This is a genomic window from uncultured Brachyspira sp. (assembly GCF_944393015.1).
Classification (GTDB): Bacteria; Spirochaetota; Brachyspiria; order Brachyspirales; family Brachyspiraceae; genus Brachyspira.
The window spans coordinates 1-18125 of the sequence record NZ_CALXYQ010000024.1 but is presented as its reverse complement, the minus strand read 5'-3'; the positions used below and the strand labels follow the sequence as shown (position 1 = coordinate 18125).

The 18125-nt window shown below is 29.7% G+C and carries 16 protein-coding genes; 5 read left to right on the top strand and 11 right to left on the bottom strand.

Annotated elements, in window-relative coordinates; genetic code table 11:
• Window positions 1-190: 190 nt before the first annotated feature.
• Window positions 191-1174, bottom strand: coding sequence for a hypothetical protein (locus Q0K19_RS09150; protein WP_297247427.1), 984 nt, complete (start codon window positions 1172-1174; stop codon window positions 191-193).
• A 10-nt stretch (window positions 1175-1184) separates the two neighbouring features.
• Window positions 1185-1535, bottom strand: coding sequence for a hypothetical protein (locus Q0K19_RS09145; RefSeq protein WP_297247426.1), 351 nt, complete (start codon window positions 1533-1535; stop codon window positions 1185-1187).
• 198 nt (window positions 1536-1733) lie between these two features.
• Between Q0K19_RS09145 and Q0K19_RS09140 the strand changes: the two genes are divergently transcribed.
• The 3 genes from Q0K19_RS09140 to Q0K19_RS09130 are packed head-to-tail and all read left to right on the top strand — an operon-like array spanning window position 1734 to window position 6322.
• Window positions 1734-3881, top strand: a complete 2148-nt coding sequence (locus Q0K19_RS09140; RefSeq protein ID WP_297247424.1) for an ATP-grasp domain-containing protein — start codon at window positions 1734-1736, stop codon at window positions 3879-3881.
• 24 nt (window positions 3882-3905) lie between these two features.
• Window positions 3906-4946, top strand: coding sequence for a hypothetical protein (locus tag Q0K19_RS09135; RefSeq protein ID WP_297247422.1), 1041 nt, complete (start codon window positions 3906-3908; stop codon window positions 4944-4946).
• 14 nt (window positions 4947-4960) lie between these two features.
• On the top strand, window positions 4961-6322 hold the full coding sequence (locus Q0K19_RS09130) for a tetratricopeptide repeat protein (protein WP_297247420.1): 1362 nt from the start codon (window positions 4961-4963) through the stop codon (window positions 6320-6322).
• Window positions 6323-6471: 149 nt separating this feature from the next.
• Here the strand turns inward: Q0K19_RS09130 and tsf are convergent, their stop codons facing one another.
• The 5 genes from tsf to Q0K19_RS09105 all read right to left on the bottom strand — a co-directional run bounded on the left by tsf (window position 6472) and on the right by Q0K19_RS09105 (window position 12036).
• On the bottom strand, window positions 6472-7326 hold the full coding sequence (gene tsf, locus Q0K19_RS09125) for a translation elongation factor Ts (protein WP_297247418.1): 855 nt from the start codon (window positions 7324-7326) through the stop codon (window positions 6472-6474).
• A gap of 47 nt (window positions 7327-7373) precedes the next feature.
• A complete protein-coding gene (gene rpsB / locus Q0K19_RS09120) occupies window positions 7374-8189 on the bottom strand; it encodes a 30S ribosomal protein S2 (protein WP_297247416.1) in 816 nt (271 codons plus the stop codon).
• Between the two features lie 236 nt (window positions 8190-8425).
• Entirely contained in the window at window positions 8426-9382 is a 957-nt protein-coding gene (locus Q0K19_RS09115) for an ROK family protein (protein WP_297247414.1), read from the bottom strand.
• An 83-nt stretch (window positions 9383-9465) separates the two neighbouring features.
• Complete coding sequence (locus Q0K19_RS09110; protein WP_297247413.1) at window positions 9466-10488, bottom strand: sugar kinase; 1023 nt, start codon at window positions 10486-10488, stop codon at window positions 9466-9468.
• 165 nt (window positions 10489-10653) lie between these two features.
• Entirely contained in the window at window positions 10654-12036 is a 1383-nt protein-coding gene (locus Q0K19_RS09105; protein ID WP_297247411.1) for a sialidase family protein, read from the bottom strand.
• 193 nt (window positions 12037-12229) lie between these two features.
• On the opposite strand from Q0K19_RS09105, the gene Q0K19_RS09100 reads away from it, so the two are divergent.
• Window positions 12230-12652 carry a hypothetical protein gene (locus tag Q0K19_RS09100; RefSeq protein WP_297247409.1) on the top strand — a complete coding sequence of 141 codons (423 nt, stop codon included), beginning with the start codon at window positions 12230-12232 and terminating at the stop codon, window positions 12650-12652.
• A 57-nt stretch (window positions 12653-12709) separates the two neighbouring features.
• The gene (locus Q0K19_RS09095; RefSeq protein WP_297247407.1) at window positions 12710-12901 is read left to right on the top strand and encodes a hypothetical protein; all 192 of its coding nucleotides are present in this window, start codon (window positions 12710-12712) and stop codon (window positions 12899-12901) included.
• A gap of 75 nt (window positions 12902-12976) precedes the next feature.
• On the opposite strand, the gene epsC is transcribed toward Q0K19_RS09095, so the two are convergent.
• The 4 genes from epsC to Q0K19_RS09075 form a co-directional block, all read right to left on the bottom strand.
• Window positions 12977-13705 (bottom strand): serine O-acetyltransferase EpsC, encoded by a 729-nt coding sequence (gene epsC / locus Q0K19_RS09090; RefSeq protein ID WP_297247405.1) that lies wholly within the window; start codon window positions 13703-13705, stop codon window positions 12977-12979.
• Window positions 13706-13716: 11 nt separating this feature from the next.
• Window positions 13717-14631, bottom strand: a complete 915-nt coding sequence (locus tag Q0K19_RS09085) for a PLP-dependent cysteine synthase family protein (RefSeq protein WP_297247403.1) — start codon at window positions 14629-14631, stop codon at window positions 13717-13719.
• A 91-nt stretch (window positions 14632-14722) separates the two neighbouring features.
• Window positions 14723-16162 (bottom strand): aminoacyl-histidine dipeptidase, encoded by a 1440-nt coding sequence (locus Q0K19_RS09080; protein WP_297247401.1) that lies wholly within the window; start codon window positions 16160-16162, stop codon window positions 14723-14725.
• A 130-nt stretch (window positions 16163-16292) separates the two neighbouring features.
• Window positions 16293-17915: a peptide ABC transporter substrate-binding protein gene (locus tag Q0K19_RS09075; RefSeq protein ID WP_297247399.1), complete on the bottom strand. Its 1623-nt coding sequence runs from the start codon at window positions 17913-17915 to the stop codon at window positions 16293-16295.
• Window positions 17916-18125 lie beyond the last annotated feature (210 nt).

Sequence of the window (18125 nt, the reverse complement as noted above, 5' to 3'; positions counted from 1 at the left end):
ATTTATTTATTATAATACAAATATAATATAACAAACTCTTTAATTGTCAATATTAATATATAATCTTATTATTTTATATTCTTTATATTAATTTTTTACATGTAAAAATATAAAAAAGTATCAACAATATAAAATTAGGCCGCCATTTAATAAACAGCAGCCTAACTTAATTAAATATTTAATTAATATTTTATTTTCTAGATTTAGCTCTTATAACTTCTTCAACTGTTAATACTTTATCTATAGGCATTCTACTAAATTTTGAATAATCAAAGTTAAGCATTTCGCTCTTTGATGTTGATGGTGTAGTAGAAATCTTTATTGGGGCAATCCATATAACATCATTAGCATTAATTTTACCTTCAACATCAACAGAATCAAATTTTGGATTCCATACTAAATAAAGATTATTTTCTGCATCCAAAACTTGTTTCTTAAGACCTTGAATATTATCTAAATTATATTTATTAGCATCATAAATTATAAATCCTCCAGGTGCTAAAGGCAATCTTTGACTAGAATCCATTAACGTACGATCAAAACGATCATCCATAAAATCCATAGTATCAAATTTAATATCACTAACTTTACCATTATACATATCTTTTATCCAAGATTTAAATATTTCCTCTACACTATTACCGATATTTAAACCTTGAACAGAATTAACCAATCTAGCTCTTGTCTCTAATGAAGGATCTGAATTTGCTATAGCTCTAATAGCTTCTTTACCGCCTTTCTCTAAAATCCATTTCATAAATACTGATGAAGAAGAATAACTTACATTAATAGCATCAAAAGAACTTCGTGTAGGTATTATATCATTAATATACCAAGAATAAAAAGAATAGTATGGTAATAAATTAAATATTTTGTTTCTACCTCTACTTATACCATGGGCAAATAAAACAGATGTTGATTCTGAAAGTGCTTCATTAAGCCATAAATTCATAGTTTGTTTTTCATTAACTCTATTGACACTAACATTAATCAAATGCTGAAATTCATGAAGCATTATGCCAGCTACCATATCAGGCTTTCCTAGATATGCGGCATATATATACAGATACTTACCATGATTGAGAGTTTTAGGATGATTATCATATAAATCATACGGATTAGAAAGTCCAATACCAGCTATACCACTGTTAAAATTATATATTAAAAATACCACTTTATCATCATTAATTTGGAAAAGATATTGGTTCTCCGTATATTCTTACTTCCTCATCATAATTTTCTTCAAATGCTGCAAAAAACTTCTTTACATTATTCATATCAAATGATTGACCGCTTTGAATATAAACTATAGCATGAGAAGATTCAGCAATTTTTTTAAACTCTGTATCCTTAACTATCTCTGGATTATTAGGGTCATTATGAAAAACGGCAATATTAAATTTAGCTGTTTCAGCATTATTAACATCATAATAAATTATATAATTACCACTTACTGATGGCTTTGTAACTTTATTACCGCATGATAATATAAATACAGTAAAAATACTTAAGTAAATAAATAATAATTTTTTCATTTTACTCACCATTAAATAATCAAAATAATATTATTCATAGATATACAATTTTTTAATAAATTGTAACACATATTCAATAATATTTAAATAATATTTACAAACTATATAATTAAAATTTCTCTAGTTTGGTATTAAAATTTCGATACTAATAACACTATATAGGAATATTTTAAATTAATTATAAAAGGCAATATTGATATGAAAGGCAAACGTATAATAATAATAGGCGCAGGACTTCTTCAAGTACCAGCAATACAAATAGCTCAGGAAATGGGACTTTATACAATAGTTTTTGATTATAATAAAGATGCTCCAGGTATGAAGATAGCAGATTATCCTATGATAGTATCAACTAGAGATGTTGATGGAAGTGTAAGGGCGGCAAGAGATTTAAGCCAGAAAATGGAAATACATGGAGTTATTACTGTAGGTACTGATGCTTCTACTACAGTTGCTGCTGTGGCTAATGCTTTAGGACTTCCCGGAAATAGATTTGAAGATGCTTATGCTGCTTCAAATAAGATAAGAATGCGTGAAAGATTCAAAAAAAATAATGTACCTCAGCCGAATTTCTTTCCTGTATGGAATTATGAAGAGGCAATGGATGCATACAAGCATTTAAATACACCTGTTGTTGTTAAGCCTGCTGATAATATGGGAGCTCGCGGTGTAATGAAAGTATCAAGTGAAAGCGATGTATTAGCAGCATTTAACAGAGCTAAAAGTGCTTCACCTTCAGGAGAAGTAATAATAGAAGAGTTTATGGATGGACCTGAACTTTCTATTGATATGCTTATATATAATGATGAAATATATGTTACAGGTGTTGCCGATAGAATAATAGAATTCCCTCCATTTTTCATAGAAACAGGTCATATAATGCCGTCTGCTTTAGAAAAAGAAAAGCTAGATGATGCTATTAATGTTATGAAAACTGGTATAAAAGCATTAAATTTGAAAATCGGAGCGGCTAAAGGCGATATAAAAGTAACAAAAAATGGTGCTATGGTTGGAGAAATTGCGGCAAGATTATCCGGCGGTTTTATGAGTGCCTATACCTACCCTTTTGCTACAGGGGTAAATTTAATAAAAAATGCAATAGAAATAGCATTAGGAAATCCTCCAAGCGATTTAAAGCCTAAATGGGATAAAGTTTCTGTTGAAAAAGCATTTCTTCCGGGTACAGGAATAATAGAATCTATTGACGGCGTTGAAAATGCTAAAAAAATAGAAGGTATTAAAGAAATATTTATTAAAACAAAACCTGGTGATATATTAGTTACACCTACAAACAATTTAGAGAAAGCTGGTAATATAATAGCCGTAGGAAATACAAGAGATGAAGCTATAGCTATGGCAAATAAAGCTATGAGCTGCGTACATTTCAAATTAACAGATGAAAAAAGTATCACTATAGATGAAATCAAAAAAGTTGCTAAAGAAAAATTGTCATCTAATTCAAATGCTTCATATTTATTTGTTGAAGATACTGAAGATAAAACAGGACTTTCTGAATATAATTTCAGCCCTAGTATAATTCATAAAGAACCAGAGGCAAATATAGAAGCCAATCTATTTAATATGCATATATCTCAGCCTACTATAATAGATACAATCCATAATTTAAGAGAAGCAATAAACGGTATTATGGATATAAAAGAATATTATGAAACAGTTATAGATGTAGCTTCTAATTGTGAAGTACTTGCCATATTCAATGACTTTAATGATAATGAAATATTTGAATTATCCTTAAAAACTATAAAAGGAAGAAAAAGAGGTATTATTATGATAGATGGTAATAATACCCAAGAAATAGTAACACAGAAATTACAATCAGCAGAAAGAAATGGGGCTTGTGCTGTTGGTATAGATTTTACTTACTGCTATAATATAAATGAATTAAATAAGATACATTTTAAAACTGAAAAAGATTTAGCAAAAATATCCAAGCAATTAGATATACCTTTAATCATAAAAGGTATATCAAGCAATAGAGATTTAGATAATATGAAAATATCTCATATAAATAATGTTTATTTTTCAAATAATAATAAGTATGCATTAAAAGGTATGGAAAAAGTTGCCGATACTGTAAATAAAGTAGATTTTAATTCAAATCACCACTTTAATATACTTGCAGAATCTCCTAGATATGGAGTTGATGTATTTAAATATTTAGTATTAGGAGCAAATGCTGTTTGTGTTACTGAAGAAAGTTTTATCTCTATTATAGGAAAAGGAAGAAAGGGACTTGAATATTTATTATATTCAAATAGAGATAAACTAGAAAAGATGATAAAGCTATTTGGACAAACAGGTGATGTTAATTATATTAAATATTAATTAGTACAAAATTAGGTAGCTATTATGGAAGATAAACAAATAAACTTATCTAAATCATATATATACGGCTTTTTTGCTGCTATGATATGCACTTTGATATATAGTGCTGTAATTATACCTATATACATATTGCTAATATCACCTAATACTCAAAATTTCTTTGTGTATTTATTATATGCACTTGATGTTTGGGTTTGGATATGGATTGGAATTTCTATATTATATGCTTTTATTATAGTATTAATGCAGCCTACAAAAAGTTATACAGGTGTTTCTAGAACAATAGAAAATTTACTTTTTTTTGTTGTTACTTCCGTAATATTAATATTATCTTTAAGTTATGTTCCTGAAGTACAAAAGTTATTATATAAAAGAGATTATACATTCTATAGCAGCATATTAGCTATAGGATTATTCTTTATATCTATACAGTTATCATATAATTTGAAAAAACTTATGATATTTATGTATAAAACTATATTATACAATTTGGGCTATAATATAGGCGATGATACTGTAGAAGAAGATAATGAAAATTATTATGAAAACAATGAATATGAAGTAGTTAGAATAGATAAATCAGAATATGAAATATTTTCAAGCACTATAAAAAATATAATAGCATTTTCACAGAGATATAAGCATGCTATAGGAATAATAGCTTTCAAAATATCAAATGCAAGCTCTATAAGAGAAGAATATGGAAATGCTGCTTATAAAAAATTAGAAGATGAACTTATAAAAGCTATAAAGAAAAATGCAAGAATTGGAGAAAACCAATGCCTACTTTATGAAGGTATTATATATTCTGTGATTTTTGCCAATGAAGAAGAGGCTTGGAAAGCTACAAAAAGATATTTTAAAGCATTAAAAAATTATAATTTTGAATACAATGATGAATCTGTAGATATTAATGTATCTATGGCTGTAAGCGGATTTGATTTTTCTCATAATATGTCAAACAAGATGTCTGTATTTGTTGTTAAAGACAATATGATGAAAAAAATCAAAGATGCTTTAAATGAATCAGAAGAAACTGGAAGTCCAGTTATATATTATGAATAAAAGGGATAAGAACCGTGGAAGCTTCATTAATTGTAATATTAGTCTTAATTGTTTTATTAGGTTTCGCCACTCAATATGTTATAAAGAGCGGCTCATACCCTATTAAACTTAAAAAAATTGTTCAGGCTTATAATGAACAAAACTATGATGTAGCCATGCGCGAGATTAATACTCTAGACCCTAAATATAAAAAAGATGCTAATATATTATGGATGACTGCTAATATGTATTATAAACAACAGCAATATATATTGGCTATGGCAGCATTGCAAAATATGATAGATGGGGCTTATTTTACAAAAGAATTAACAGAATTAGCTGTAAGAGAATTCTTAGCAAAAATATATGAGCAGACAGGAAACAGTAAAAAAGCTATAGATGAATATGATATGATTACAAAAATTAGGGATCAGGATTATGATTCATTATATAAAGCAGGACTTGTTTGTTATAATTATGGTGAATGGGTACAAGCACAAAAATATTTCTCATTAGCCGTAGCTCAAAATGACAGCAACCCTCAGTTATTATATATGTTAGCTTTTTGTTTTTACAAAATTCGTTCATATCATGCAGCTCAGCAGCAAATAGAAAAGGCTATTGCTTTGGATAATTCAAACCCTGAATACCATTTACTTTTAGGGGAAATATTATCTTCAAGCCGAGACTTCCAAAATGCTATAAAAGAATTAGAAATAGCTTATGAAAGTAATGAAATATCAGATAAAGATGCAATATCTTTGAATCTTGCTAACTCTTATTATGAACTTGGCAACTTCTCTAAAGCTAGAGAATATTACGGACAGGTTTTAACTAAAGAAAATATAGCAAGCGAAAAAGTTGTAGATGAAAGGTACAGATATGCTGAAACTTTGGTAAAAAACAAACAGTTTGAAGCTGCTGTTAAACAATGGGAAATAATTAAATCTATAAGAAATATATACTTAGATGTTGATCAAAAATTGAAAACTTATAGTTCTATTATTGCCAATAATGCATTCAGAACTGCATTGGAAATGGATATTATAGAATATCTTGAAAAATACTTCTATAGAATATTAACATTAAACGGATATGTAGTTACAGATCATACTAAAAAATCCGACACATTAGTATTCTTCGTAACTATTAAGAAATTCGGTTCTGAAGGTCAGTCATATAAGAGTACATTTGCATTAGATACTTCAGGATATCCTATGAGACAGGATACTGTTGATCAGTTTATGGAATATGCAAGACAATACAAGAGTGCCCACTCTTTCTTAATAAGTATAGGTGATTTCGCTCCTAACTTGAAAGTAGATGATACAGTAATGATCATTGAACCTGAAAGATTTGAGGCTATTATTGAAGGTGTTATATCATTCAGCGATTAATGAACTAATAACTCATTTATTATACTCTATTAAAAAAGGTTATGATATTTGTCATAACCTTTTTTATTATTTAAAACTAATTGATACAAAATAAAAGCGGACTGCCAAAATGACAATCCGCTTAATTTTTATTTTAAGTAATTATTTAATTATAAACCTAATGAAACAATTACAAAGTTTTTAATAGTTGCAGTAGAAGCTGCTTCTTTAGAAACTTCATCTATTAAACTTTTAATAGAAATTTTGTTGTCAGTAAATAATTTTTGGTCTATAAGAACACTTTCAGAATACCAAGAACTCATTTTACCATCAACGATTTTTTCTATCATGTTTTCAGGTTTTCCAGCATCTCTAACTTGTTTTTCAAATATTTCTTTTTGCTCTTTAACAGCATTAGGGTCTATTCCTTCCCTATTCAAAGCTAAAGGTTTTTCACTAGCAACATGCATAGCTATTTGATCAGCTATTTCCTGACATTTACCTTTAGGCTTAACATCAAATTCTACTATAGCAACAAGTTTATTATTGAAGTGAGCATAAGTACCGAAGAAACCATCAGTTTTCATAACTTTAGCTTCAGCAAGTACAGTTTTTTCACCCCATTTCTGTATGCCTTCATTTATCATACCTTGAATAGTGTCGCCATTAGAACCTTTAGCATTCAAAACTGTTTCTACTGATACATCATCTAATCCCATAGCAGTATTAGCGATTTCTTTAGCTAAATTGATGAATAATTCATTTTTAGCAACGAAGTCAGTTTCACACTGAAGTTCTATACAAGCAACTTTTGTTTTATCATCATTAACGCAAAAACCTATAGAACCTTCTTTAACAGTACGTTCATTCTTTTTAGCAGCAACAGCCGCACCTTTTTCTTTAAGAAGGCGAATAGCTTTATCCATATCGCCGTCAGTTTCTTGAAGAGCTTTTTTACAGTCCATTATACCTACGCCTGTACGTTCTCTAAGCTCTTTAATAGTATCCATACTAATATTTGCCATTAATTTTTCCTTTATATTAAATATTTTATTATTAACAATTTATATTATTACTGATCATCTTCTTGAGAAACACCATATTTTTCAGCAACAGCCTCAGCAGCTTCTGTAGCGCTATTATCATAAACTTCTTCAGCAACTTCATCAGAAGAACTTTCATGTTTAGCTAATGTTTCTTTTCCAGCTTCATTTTGTCCTTCTATAACAGCAGAAGCAACAACACCTGCAAATAAGCTGATAGCTCTTATAGCATCATCATTACCAGGTATTGGGTGATCAATAACTTCAGGGTTACAGTTAGTATCAACAACTGCTACAACAGGTATTCCTAATTTTCTAGCTTCACTTACAGCAATAGCTTCCTGCATTGGGTCTATTACGAAAAGCATATCAGGTAAATTTTCCATATCTTTAATACCTGCAAAGTTTTTCTCCAATCTTTCTTTTTCTTTAAGAAGAAGTATAACCTCTTTTTTAGGAAGTTTATCAAAAGTACCATCAACCTCTTCTTTTTCTATCTTTTTGAGTCTTGCAATACTTTTTTTGATAGTAGCAAAATTTGTAAGCATACCGCCTAACCAGCGATTATTAACATAGTACATATCGCATTTTTCAGCAGCTTCTTTAATGCTCTGAGAAGCTTGTTTTTTAGTACCAACGAAAAGAACGTTTCCGCCGTTTCTAGCCATTTCTTTTACTGCTTCATGAGCTTTTTTAACATAAGTTAAAGTTTTCATAAGGTCAATGATATAGATATCATTTCTCTCTTGGAAAATAAAAGGTTTCATTCTAGGATCCCATTTTCTAGTTGGGTGTCCGAAATGTACGCCTGCCTCTAAAAGGTCTTTCATAACTGGTAATGACATAATCATATCCTTTAAAATAAAAATAGAGTACCGATTAAGGCACCCTATCCATAAATTTCATATATAAACATTAGTATTATAAAAATCATAATGCTTTGATTACTAAATTAGTAACAATGTCTTTTATGTATTCTAAAATAGAATAACTAAGAACATTTTGCTATTATGGAAAAGTTTACCAATATAATCGGTTTAATTTATAATACCATAAATATAAAAAAAGTCAATTACAAATATCAATTATTTCTAAAGAATAAAGCAGCACATCCTAAAACACCGGCATCATTTCCTAAAGAAGCAGGTTTTATTTCAAGATTACCAACCATCATTCTAAGCCCATAATTTCTTACAGCTCTATTAATATGCTCTATCATCATATCAAAGTCCTTACAAAGTCCTCCGCCTATAAGAACCAAGTCTAAATCAAGCATATTCAAAGCCTGTGCTATGGACATACCTAAATAGTAGGAACATTCAGCTATAGTTTCTTTTGCAAGTATATCCCCTTTTTTTGCAGCATCAAATAAAGCCTTAGCCTTTCCTTTATCTAATTCTTCATAAGTTAAAGTAGTAGGAATAACCCCTTTATGAATTTTTTGTTTAGCCATAGCAATGAATCCTGTAGCAGAAGCATAACGCTCAATACAGCCGCTTGATCCGCAGTTACATTTATCACCATCAGGAACTACAAATACATGTCCGATCTCTCCTGCTCCTCCTAAAGAACCTGTAAATAATTTTCCATTAAGTACAAATCCGCCTCCAACACCTGTTCCAAGTGTAACAAACATTACAGACTGATAATCCTTTTCTTTACCGCTTCCATATTTTGCCTCGCCTAAAGCTGCCATACTTGCATCATTAGCTGTCTTTGTAGGTAAATTAAATTTATCGCCTATATCAGAAAATTTTAAACCTTTAAGCCCCGGTATATTTTCAGCTCCTCCCATATGAAGTGTTTCTCTATTCATAACTCCCGGACAGTCTATTCCCAAACCTACAGCTTTATAATCATTAGGTATATTGCTTTTTAATTTTTCAATAAATTCTGTAATAATTTTTTTATGTTCTTCTGTTGTATGACTAGGATTTACATCAAAATTATCTTTATATAAAATATTGCCGTTTTCCTCTATAACAGCACCTTTCATAGATGTTCCGCCAATATCTATAGCTATAACTGCTTCTTTCATAATTTAAAACTCCTAGTTATTTATTTTATATATATAATTGTAGTCTTAAGACTATAAATTGTCAAGAATAAAATAAATTATAATTATCTTTGAATACGTCCTGAAGCATCGCCATTATAAACAGTCATAACCTCATCAACAGTTACAACATTAAAATCACCTTCAATAGAATGTTTCAGACAGCTAGCAGCAGATGCAAACTCTAATGCCTCTCTGTCATCTTTACCATTTAAAAGTGAATATATAAGTCCGGCAGCAAAACTATCTCCGCCTCCTACTCTATCCACTATTTTTATTAAATACTCTTTTGAAAAGAAATATTCTTCTCCATTATAAAGCATACAAGACCATAGATTCTCGCTTGCAGAAATTGAACCTCTTAAAGCAATTCCAACTTTTTTTACTTTAAATCTATCTACTATTTCTTTAGCCACATCTTTATAGCCTTCATGGGATAATTTACCTTCTATTATATTACTATCTTTTGCTTTAATGCCGAATACTTTTTCAGCATCTTCTTCATTAGCTACACATATATCAACATAAGGCATTAATTTACTCATAGTTTCATTAGCTTCTTTTGATGTCCATAATTTCTTTCTATAATTTAAATCTAAACTAATAGTAATATTTTTTTCTTTAGCTTTTTTGCAAGCTTCAATACAAACTTCAGCAACATTTTTTCCAAGTGCAGGAGTTATACCTGTAAGATGAAACCATTTAGCTCCGTCAAAAATTTTATCCCAGTCAAAATCTTCTTTAGTGCATTGTGATATTGAAGAATTAGCTCTATCATATATTACTTTAGAGCCTCTTTGACTTGCTCCTTTTTCAAGGAAATATATACCTATTCTATTACCGCCCAAAACTATATTAGATACATCTACACCATAACGTCTTAATTCATTAATACAAGCCTGACCTATATCATTATTAGGAAGTTTAGTAACAAATGAAGCATCAACTCCAAAATTAGACAAAGCAAAAGCAACATTAGCCTCGCCGCCTCCGAATCTTACGTCCAATGAATTAGCCTGTACAAATCTTAAATTTGAAGGGGGAGAAAGCCTAAGCATTATTTCTCCAAAAGTAACAACTGAAGCCATAGAAAAATCCTTTGTATTTATAAAAATAACCAATCACATAATTAACATAATTAACTTAACATAATAGTACATTATATTTATAATTATTTCAATGAAATTCTATAAATAAAAAAAGAAAGGAAACAAATTCCTTTCTTTTTTATAGTTTTATGTAGTATCAAATTACTATCTTCTTCTAAGAGCTTGATTAGGAGGAGTATAATAATCTTTCATATCTGTCAACCATCTTAAATTAAATCTTCTAAATACAATATTATAAAGTTCATTCTTAGTATTAGGTAAGTTTGCTTGTCCGCCCTGCTCCTCACTTAAAGTAACTATTGTACCATCTTTTAATCTAGCCAATGCAGCATATCCTGCCCTTCCTGAATTTAAAACCTTTTGCTTTTCCCAAGACATTCCCTCATCATAACTTATAAAAGCAGTTAAATTCTGTCTTGTAGCTGACTCTGAATCCAATGCTAAATGTATAAGTCTATTTTTATCGTAACCATCTAGAGTAGAAGTAAATAAAATACCCTCAGCATTACAAGCCCCATCAAAAAAATTACCCTTAGGGGTAAATTCTTCCCAAGCAGAGCCCAAATTAGCTTGAGATCTGAACCATACTCTTTTCTTCACTTTAGTTTCCCAGTTTCCAGAACGGACAGATAATAAAATTCTTCCGTCATTTAATTGAGTAATAACTTTAGGCTCATCCTGCTCCTTAGTTCCTTGTGTTCTTTTAGCTACACTTCTAACTGTCCAAGTATATCCATTATCTGTTGATACAATTACAGCAGCAGCAGATTGAACTTTCATTGATGAATTATTAACAAGCATAGCTCCCATTAAAGTACCAAAAGAATCATTAAGCCTTGCACCTGTACCTGAAGCAGCAAAACCTCTGTCATATCCCTGTAATTTACCAGAATTAAAATTATTAATATCCCCCTGTACATCTTTCCAATCACTCCAAGTAAGCCCATCATCTGTACTTCTCGATATCATAATCTTAGAAGCTCCAAAACCCTGATCTCTTTTATATCCACCTCCCGCAGCACATAAAACTACTAAATCACCATTAGCACAAGAGAAAAATAGAGAATCTCCATGAGCATTTTTATTATCTGTAGCCACAGGAGGTATAATTATCTCAGGCCCCCAATTTTTACCACCGTCTGTACTTCTTCTTACAACAATATCTATATTTTTGGAACCTGTAAATCCAACATCTTTATAGCTTCCTTTTCTATTATCAGCAACTGCTATTATAGTATTTTTTTCAGAAACTGTTATTCCTGGTATTCTATATATTTTTTTAGGTAAAGGATTGCCGCCTGCATCTTCTTCAGGACCTGCTTCGCTTTTAAAAATAATAGTCTGCTCCATAAAAGGTTTAATTTGTTCTTCAGGAGGTAAAAACCATTCTGGATCATTTTCACCGCCGCCATTACCACTGCCGCTATTTGGAATAAAAGGATTTAACCTTTTAGAACATGAAACCGCTCCAAACACTAACAACCCAATAACTACACAAATCAACAAAATAAAACTCTTACTATTCATACTTTAAAACCTCTCCAACACTTTTAATATTTTCAGTATAATGTACTTGCAATATATAAAAAATTATATTATTTTTTAATAATAAACAATATAATACACCTTAATAATAATAATAAGTATTACACTTAATAGCAATAGTAATATACCTTATTTTAATTAAAAAGTTAATATTTACAATTTTATTGGAGTTTATATGGCACAGAAAAGAATATTTACATTAATTATATTATTTATAATGATATGTAAAACAACATTTTCAGAAGTAAAAGGAGGTTTTGAAGCAATAGTTAATGTTCCTTTAGGTATGGGTATTACCGTAATTCATAAGAATGTAAATGTAGAAGGCAACCCTAAAGGTGAAGTAAATTTTCAGGGAGGCATTGAAGCAAATCTCGGTTATATGTTCCAAATAAAGAAAAAAATGGGAATTAGCTTATTAGGAGTAATGGGATATAGTTATACTGAAACTAAATATTCTAAATATAATAATACAGTACGTTATAAATTTACAGATAATGATTTGTATTTTGGAATAATGCCTAAATTCAATTTTTATTCTTGTTCAATAGGATTAAATATAGGATACAAAATCATATTAACACCAAATTCTTCATAATATACTCCAGAATTAGGCAATATAGAAATAAAACATGATTATTATGCTAGACTTTATATGAGAGCTACATTTGATTATTCATTTTTTGTAGGTATAGATTCAGCAGTTAATCTGGGATTCTATATAGGATATGATTTTGGAAATTATTGGGCTCAAACAAGCAGCTATTTAAATGTTGTAGAGAACGAAACATTTGGTAATGTAGATATAGGCATACAATTTGGATACAGATACGGACCAAAATTCTAAGAATAGTATAGTTAATATAAAAAATAAAGCCTGTATTCAATTAGAATTCAGGCTTTATTTTTATGATATTACAGATTATACAGACATATTATCATTAAGAGTTAACTTTCTATTTTCTTCAACCGACTCTAAAACTATACAGTTAGCTCCTATCACAGCATTTGCCCCTATAGTAGTGTTTCCGCCAAATATAGAAGCATTAGCATATATTGTAACATTATCACATACTGTAGGATGTCTTTTCTGACCTTCTAAAGCTCTTCCATTAGTTAATGATAATGCTCCCAACGTAACACCTTGATATATTTTTACATGATGTCCAATAACAGTAGTTTCACCTATAACAATGCCTGTGCCATGATCTATAAAGAAATAATCCCCTATTTCAGCTCCGGGGTGAATATCTATACCTGTTTTTGAATGTGCAAATTCGGATATAGTTCTAGCTATCAAAGATTCATTTTGCTTATAAAATATATGCGCTATTCTATAATGAAATATAGCTCTGAATCCCGGATATGTGAATATTATTTCATCATAAGATTTTGAAGCTGGATCTGACTGATAAAAAAATTCTAAATCATGTTCTAAACTTATAACAATATCATCAAGCTGTTCTATAAAATCCAATAAACGAGAATCATCAGTAACTATTTTCATATAAAGTTTAGCTATGCTTTTTTTAACAATATCTCTATTAGGGCTCTCTCTAAAAAAATTAGGAAACGTATAATCTCTTATAAGTTTAACTATATCCCTAATATCTTTTTGATTAGGAAGCTCATTAAAAGTTTTCAATTTCATAAAAGTACCCATCAATTCCAAGAATATCTTTCACCTGTATCAGGCAATATACAAAGCATTTTTATTTTATAATCTTTTTTTCTTAAATTTCTATATAAATCTATTGCCGCATAAACATTTGCACCTGAAGATATTCCTACAAGCAATCCTTCATTGAAACATATCTCTCTTGCTGTGTTTATAGCGTTCTCATCAGATACATCCATTATTTTTGATATAACATTTAAATCTAAAATTTCCGGTACAAAATTAGGTCCTATACCCTGTATTTTATGAGCAGAAGCACGTCCTTTTGTAAGTAAAGGAGATGACTCAGGCTCTACACCTACAACTATAGTATTCTTATTTTTATCAACTACATACTTTCCTATTCCTGTTATAGTACCGCCTGTACCAATACCAGCAAATATATAATCAACATCTGGAAGATCACTAAATATTTCAGGAGCAGTTGTAAGATAATGAGCATCTATATTAGACTTATTAATAAACTGACCGGGTATAACAGAATCAGCTATTTTTTTATTTAATTGTTCTGCTCTTTTTACAGCAGCATCCATACCGCCGTCTACTAGCTCCAATCTTGCCCCATAATTTCTTATAAGTTTTCTTCTTTCTTCAGACATAGATGAAGGCATAACTATTATAACATTTAATTTTAAATACTTTCCAATGGCTGCCATAGCAATTCCTGTATTACCCGAAGTAGGTTCTATTATAGTTGCCCCTTCTTTTAATTTGCCTTCTTTAAATAGATCTAATATTATTTGTTTAACAGCTCTGTCTTTTATTGAACCAGCTGGATTATTCTTTTCTACTTTACCATATAACTCTACATTTTCACCTAAATTAAATTTAGATTCTATATTTTTTAATCTTAAAATAGGAGTATTTCCTATCATGTCAAGTATGCTATTATATATCATGATACCTCCAAAAAATATATTGAACATTAATATATATTAATAAATAAATAAAAACAATAGTATATAAAAAATATTTCTAATATAAAATTAATTATTTAATATTTTTAATAATCTCTTTTAACACTTTCCATACTCTATCAACTGAAGATATACTTAAATATTCTCTAGGAGTATGAACATTATAAATATTAGGTCCCATACTAATAATATCAGCATCTTTTAAAGCTTGTTTTAATATTCCGCATTCTAAACCAACATGCACAGAAGATACATCAGCATCTTTGCCTGTAACTGTTTTATATGCTTTTACCGCTATATCTCTTACTTTTGAATTAGGATCATATTCCCAAGCAGCATATCCGTCTTGATCTATAAAAGAGGCATTTGTCATAGATGCTAAAACCTTAACCCTTGAAACTATTTCATTTGATGAACTCGCTACACAACTTCTAATAAATACTGTAAATGTCAATTTATTATCTTTTTCTTTAAGCACGCCATTATTAGCACTTGTCTGAACTAAACTCTCTATATCTTTACTCATATAAAGAATTCCATCAGGCGATAGCATCATGAAATTTATAACATTATTGCTTAATTCTTTTTTATAGCATTCTTTAATATTTTCAGCATTTGAAACAGCTATCTCCATATCAGGATCAATAACTCTATATTCAAATTTTATTTTTTCAGAAAGCTCTTCTATAATACTTTTTACTTTATTCGTATCTTTAGCAGTAATAATAGCATAAGCACTCTTAGCTATGGCATTATGAACAGAACCACCCTCTATATAGGAAATATTTATATAATCTTTCACAGAATATAAAACTCTTCCAAGTATTTTTATAGCATTAGCTCTCTGTTTGTCAATTTCCATACCGGAATGTCCGCCTTTGAGTCCTTTAATTTCTATTTTTAATGCGGGATTATTATTAACTTCTCTATCTATATTAAATTCAGCTACAGCATTAATACCGCCTGCACTGCTTACCCAAAGTACGCCTTCAGCCTCAGAATCTAAACTTATAAGAGTTTTACCATTTAAATGTTCATCAGTAACAGAAAATGCTCCAGACATACCGTCTTCTTCATCAGCTGTAATTAGAATTTCCAATGCTGGATGAGGTATATCCTTTGAATCAAGCAAAGCAAGACCATAAGCAACAGCAATACCATCATCTGCACCTAAAGTAGTATCATTGGCCCTTAAAATATCTCCTTCAACTATTAATTCTATAGGGTCTTTATCAAAATCATGTTTTGACTCGCTAGTTTTTTCACAAACCATATCCATATGCCCTTGTATAATAACAGGTGCTATATTCTCATAACCTTTTGTAGCTTCTTTCTTGATTATTACATTATTTACTTTATCCTGATATACTTCTAAATTTCTATCTTTAGCAAATTGAACCAAAAAATCACTAATCTGTTTTTCATGTTTAGATCTTCTAGGTATTTTACTTATTTCAGCAAACCATCTGAAAACCTCTTTAGAATCAAGATTATCAAAATTATTTAAAAACATATAACTTTCCTCCCAAAACTGTCATAATAACTACAATAATAAGATATTATAACTATAATCGTATAATTTCAAAATAAAAAACAAGGGTTTTTACTCCCTTGTTTTATAATATATAAAATATAATCAATTTTTAATTTTCATTATTTTCTAAATAAGCATAGAAAAATTTATGCTTACCCAAAACATCATACTGTACATCTTTCAAATTAGGATTAACAAGTACAGGTAAAGTATAGAAATATAAAGGTATAATAGGCATTTCAGACATAAATAAATCTTCTGCTTTATGAAGTATAGGCATTCTTACATTATTGTCCCCTGTAGAAGAAGCTTGTGCCAATAATGCATCATATTGAAGACTATTATAACATTCTACATTTTGAGCACTATGACTTAAGAACATACCTAAAAATGTCATAGGATCATCATAATCTCCAACCCAAGCGTTTCTAGCAATTACATAAGATTTATCCAAACGAGTTTGTTGGAATACTGCCCATTCTTCGCTTGATATTGTGCTGTCTATTCCTAAATTATTTTTCCACATCTGCTGTATAGCTTCAAATATAGAAGTATGCTCTCCAGGGTTAGTTTTAAAATCTAATACAGGAAAACCTTGACCATCAGGGTATCCTGCTTCTGCTAATAATTTTTTAGCTTCTTCTATATTTTTTGTATAATCTTCTGGTTTTAGGCTGTAATAATCGCCGCCATTAGTTCTGAAACTTCCGCTGACATCTGATATTAAAGCTGGTACAACTCCAGCAGCTGGAATCTGTCCGCCCCTTGTAACCTGCTCTACTATATAATTTCTATCTATAGCCAAAGATAATGCTTTACGAACTCTTACATCTTTTAAAGTATCATTAGTATTATTTAAGCTATAATAATAAAGAGCTAAATAAGGTTTTATTTGTAAATATCCTTCCTCTTTTAAAACATCCATATCTTGAGTAGGAACTCTATCAGAGAAATATATAGAACCTTCTTTAATACCTGCTACTACAGATGTTCCATTATCCATTAAAACAAATATTAATTTTTTAGGTACTATAGATGAAACATTCCAATAATTAGTATTAACTTCCATAACTATTCTGTCATCAATAGATCTTTCAGTCATTTTAAAAGGTCCGTTTCCTATATAAGTTTCAGGACTCATAGTCCATGTATCAGGATTAGCTTCTATAATATCCTGTCTTAAAGGGAAATAAACAGGATAAGCCATAAGCTGATCAAAATATGGAATAGGTGCTTCTAATGTTACTTCCAATGTATTATTATCTAAAGCCTTAACACCTAATGAATCCACAGGCATTTCACCTGCTGTAATTTTCTTAGCATTTTTCAAAGGCTCCATTTGATAACTATAATTAGCGGCAGTTTTAGGATCAGTTGCCCTTCTCCAGCTATAAACAAAATCATTTGCTGTTACAGGTTTTCCATCTGACCATTTAGCATTACTTCTTATATGAAATACATATTTAGTTCCGTTATCGCTAATATCCCAGTTTTCAGCAACACCTCCAACTATTTTACCTTCTTTATCTTTTGTAGCTAGTCCCTCAAAAGCGTGAATTATATACATACTCCCGTCTATAGCCGAATTCAATGTCGGGTCTATAGTTTGAGGCTCTGGACCAACATTAAGCCTTAATACTCCGTCCTCATATTTAGAGCTTCCGCCTCCGCAAGAAATGGTAAATACAAATATAGCCGCACAAAAAATTACAGATTTTAACAGTTTAATCATAAAATAAATCTCCAAAAAATAGTTAATATATTTTATCACAGCATAAAACTGCAGTCAATAACACATTAATTGAAAATCATTATAGATAAATATTCCTAATTTATATTTATAATCAAATACTATTTTTTTTAATATGCACAGGAGCCAGACATATTGCATTAAGTATTCCTTAATTTCTTGAAGTATAACACAGGTGTATAATAATTTAAA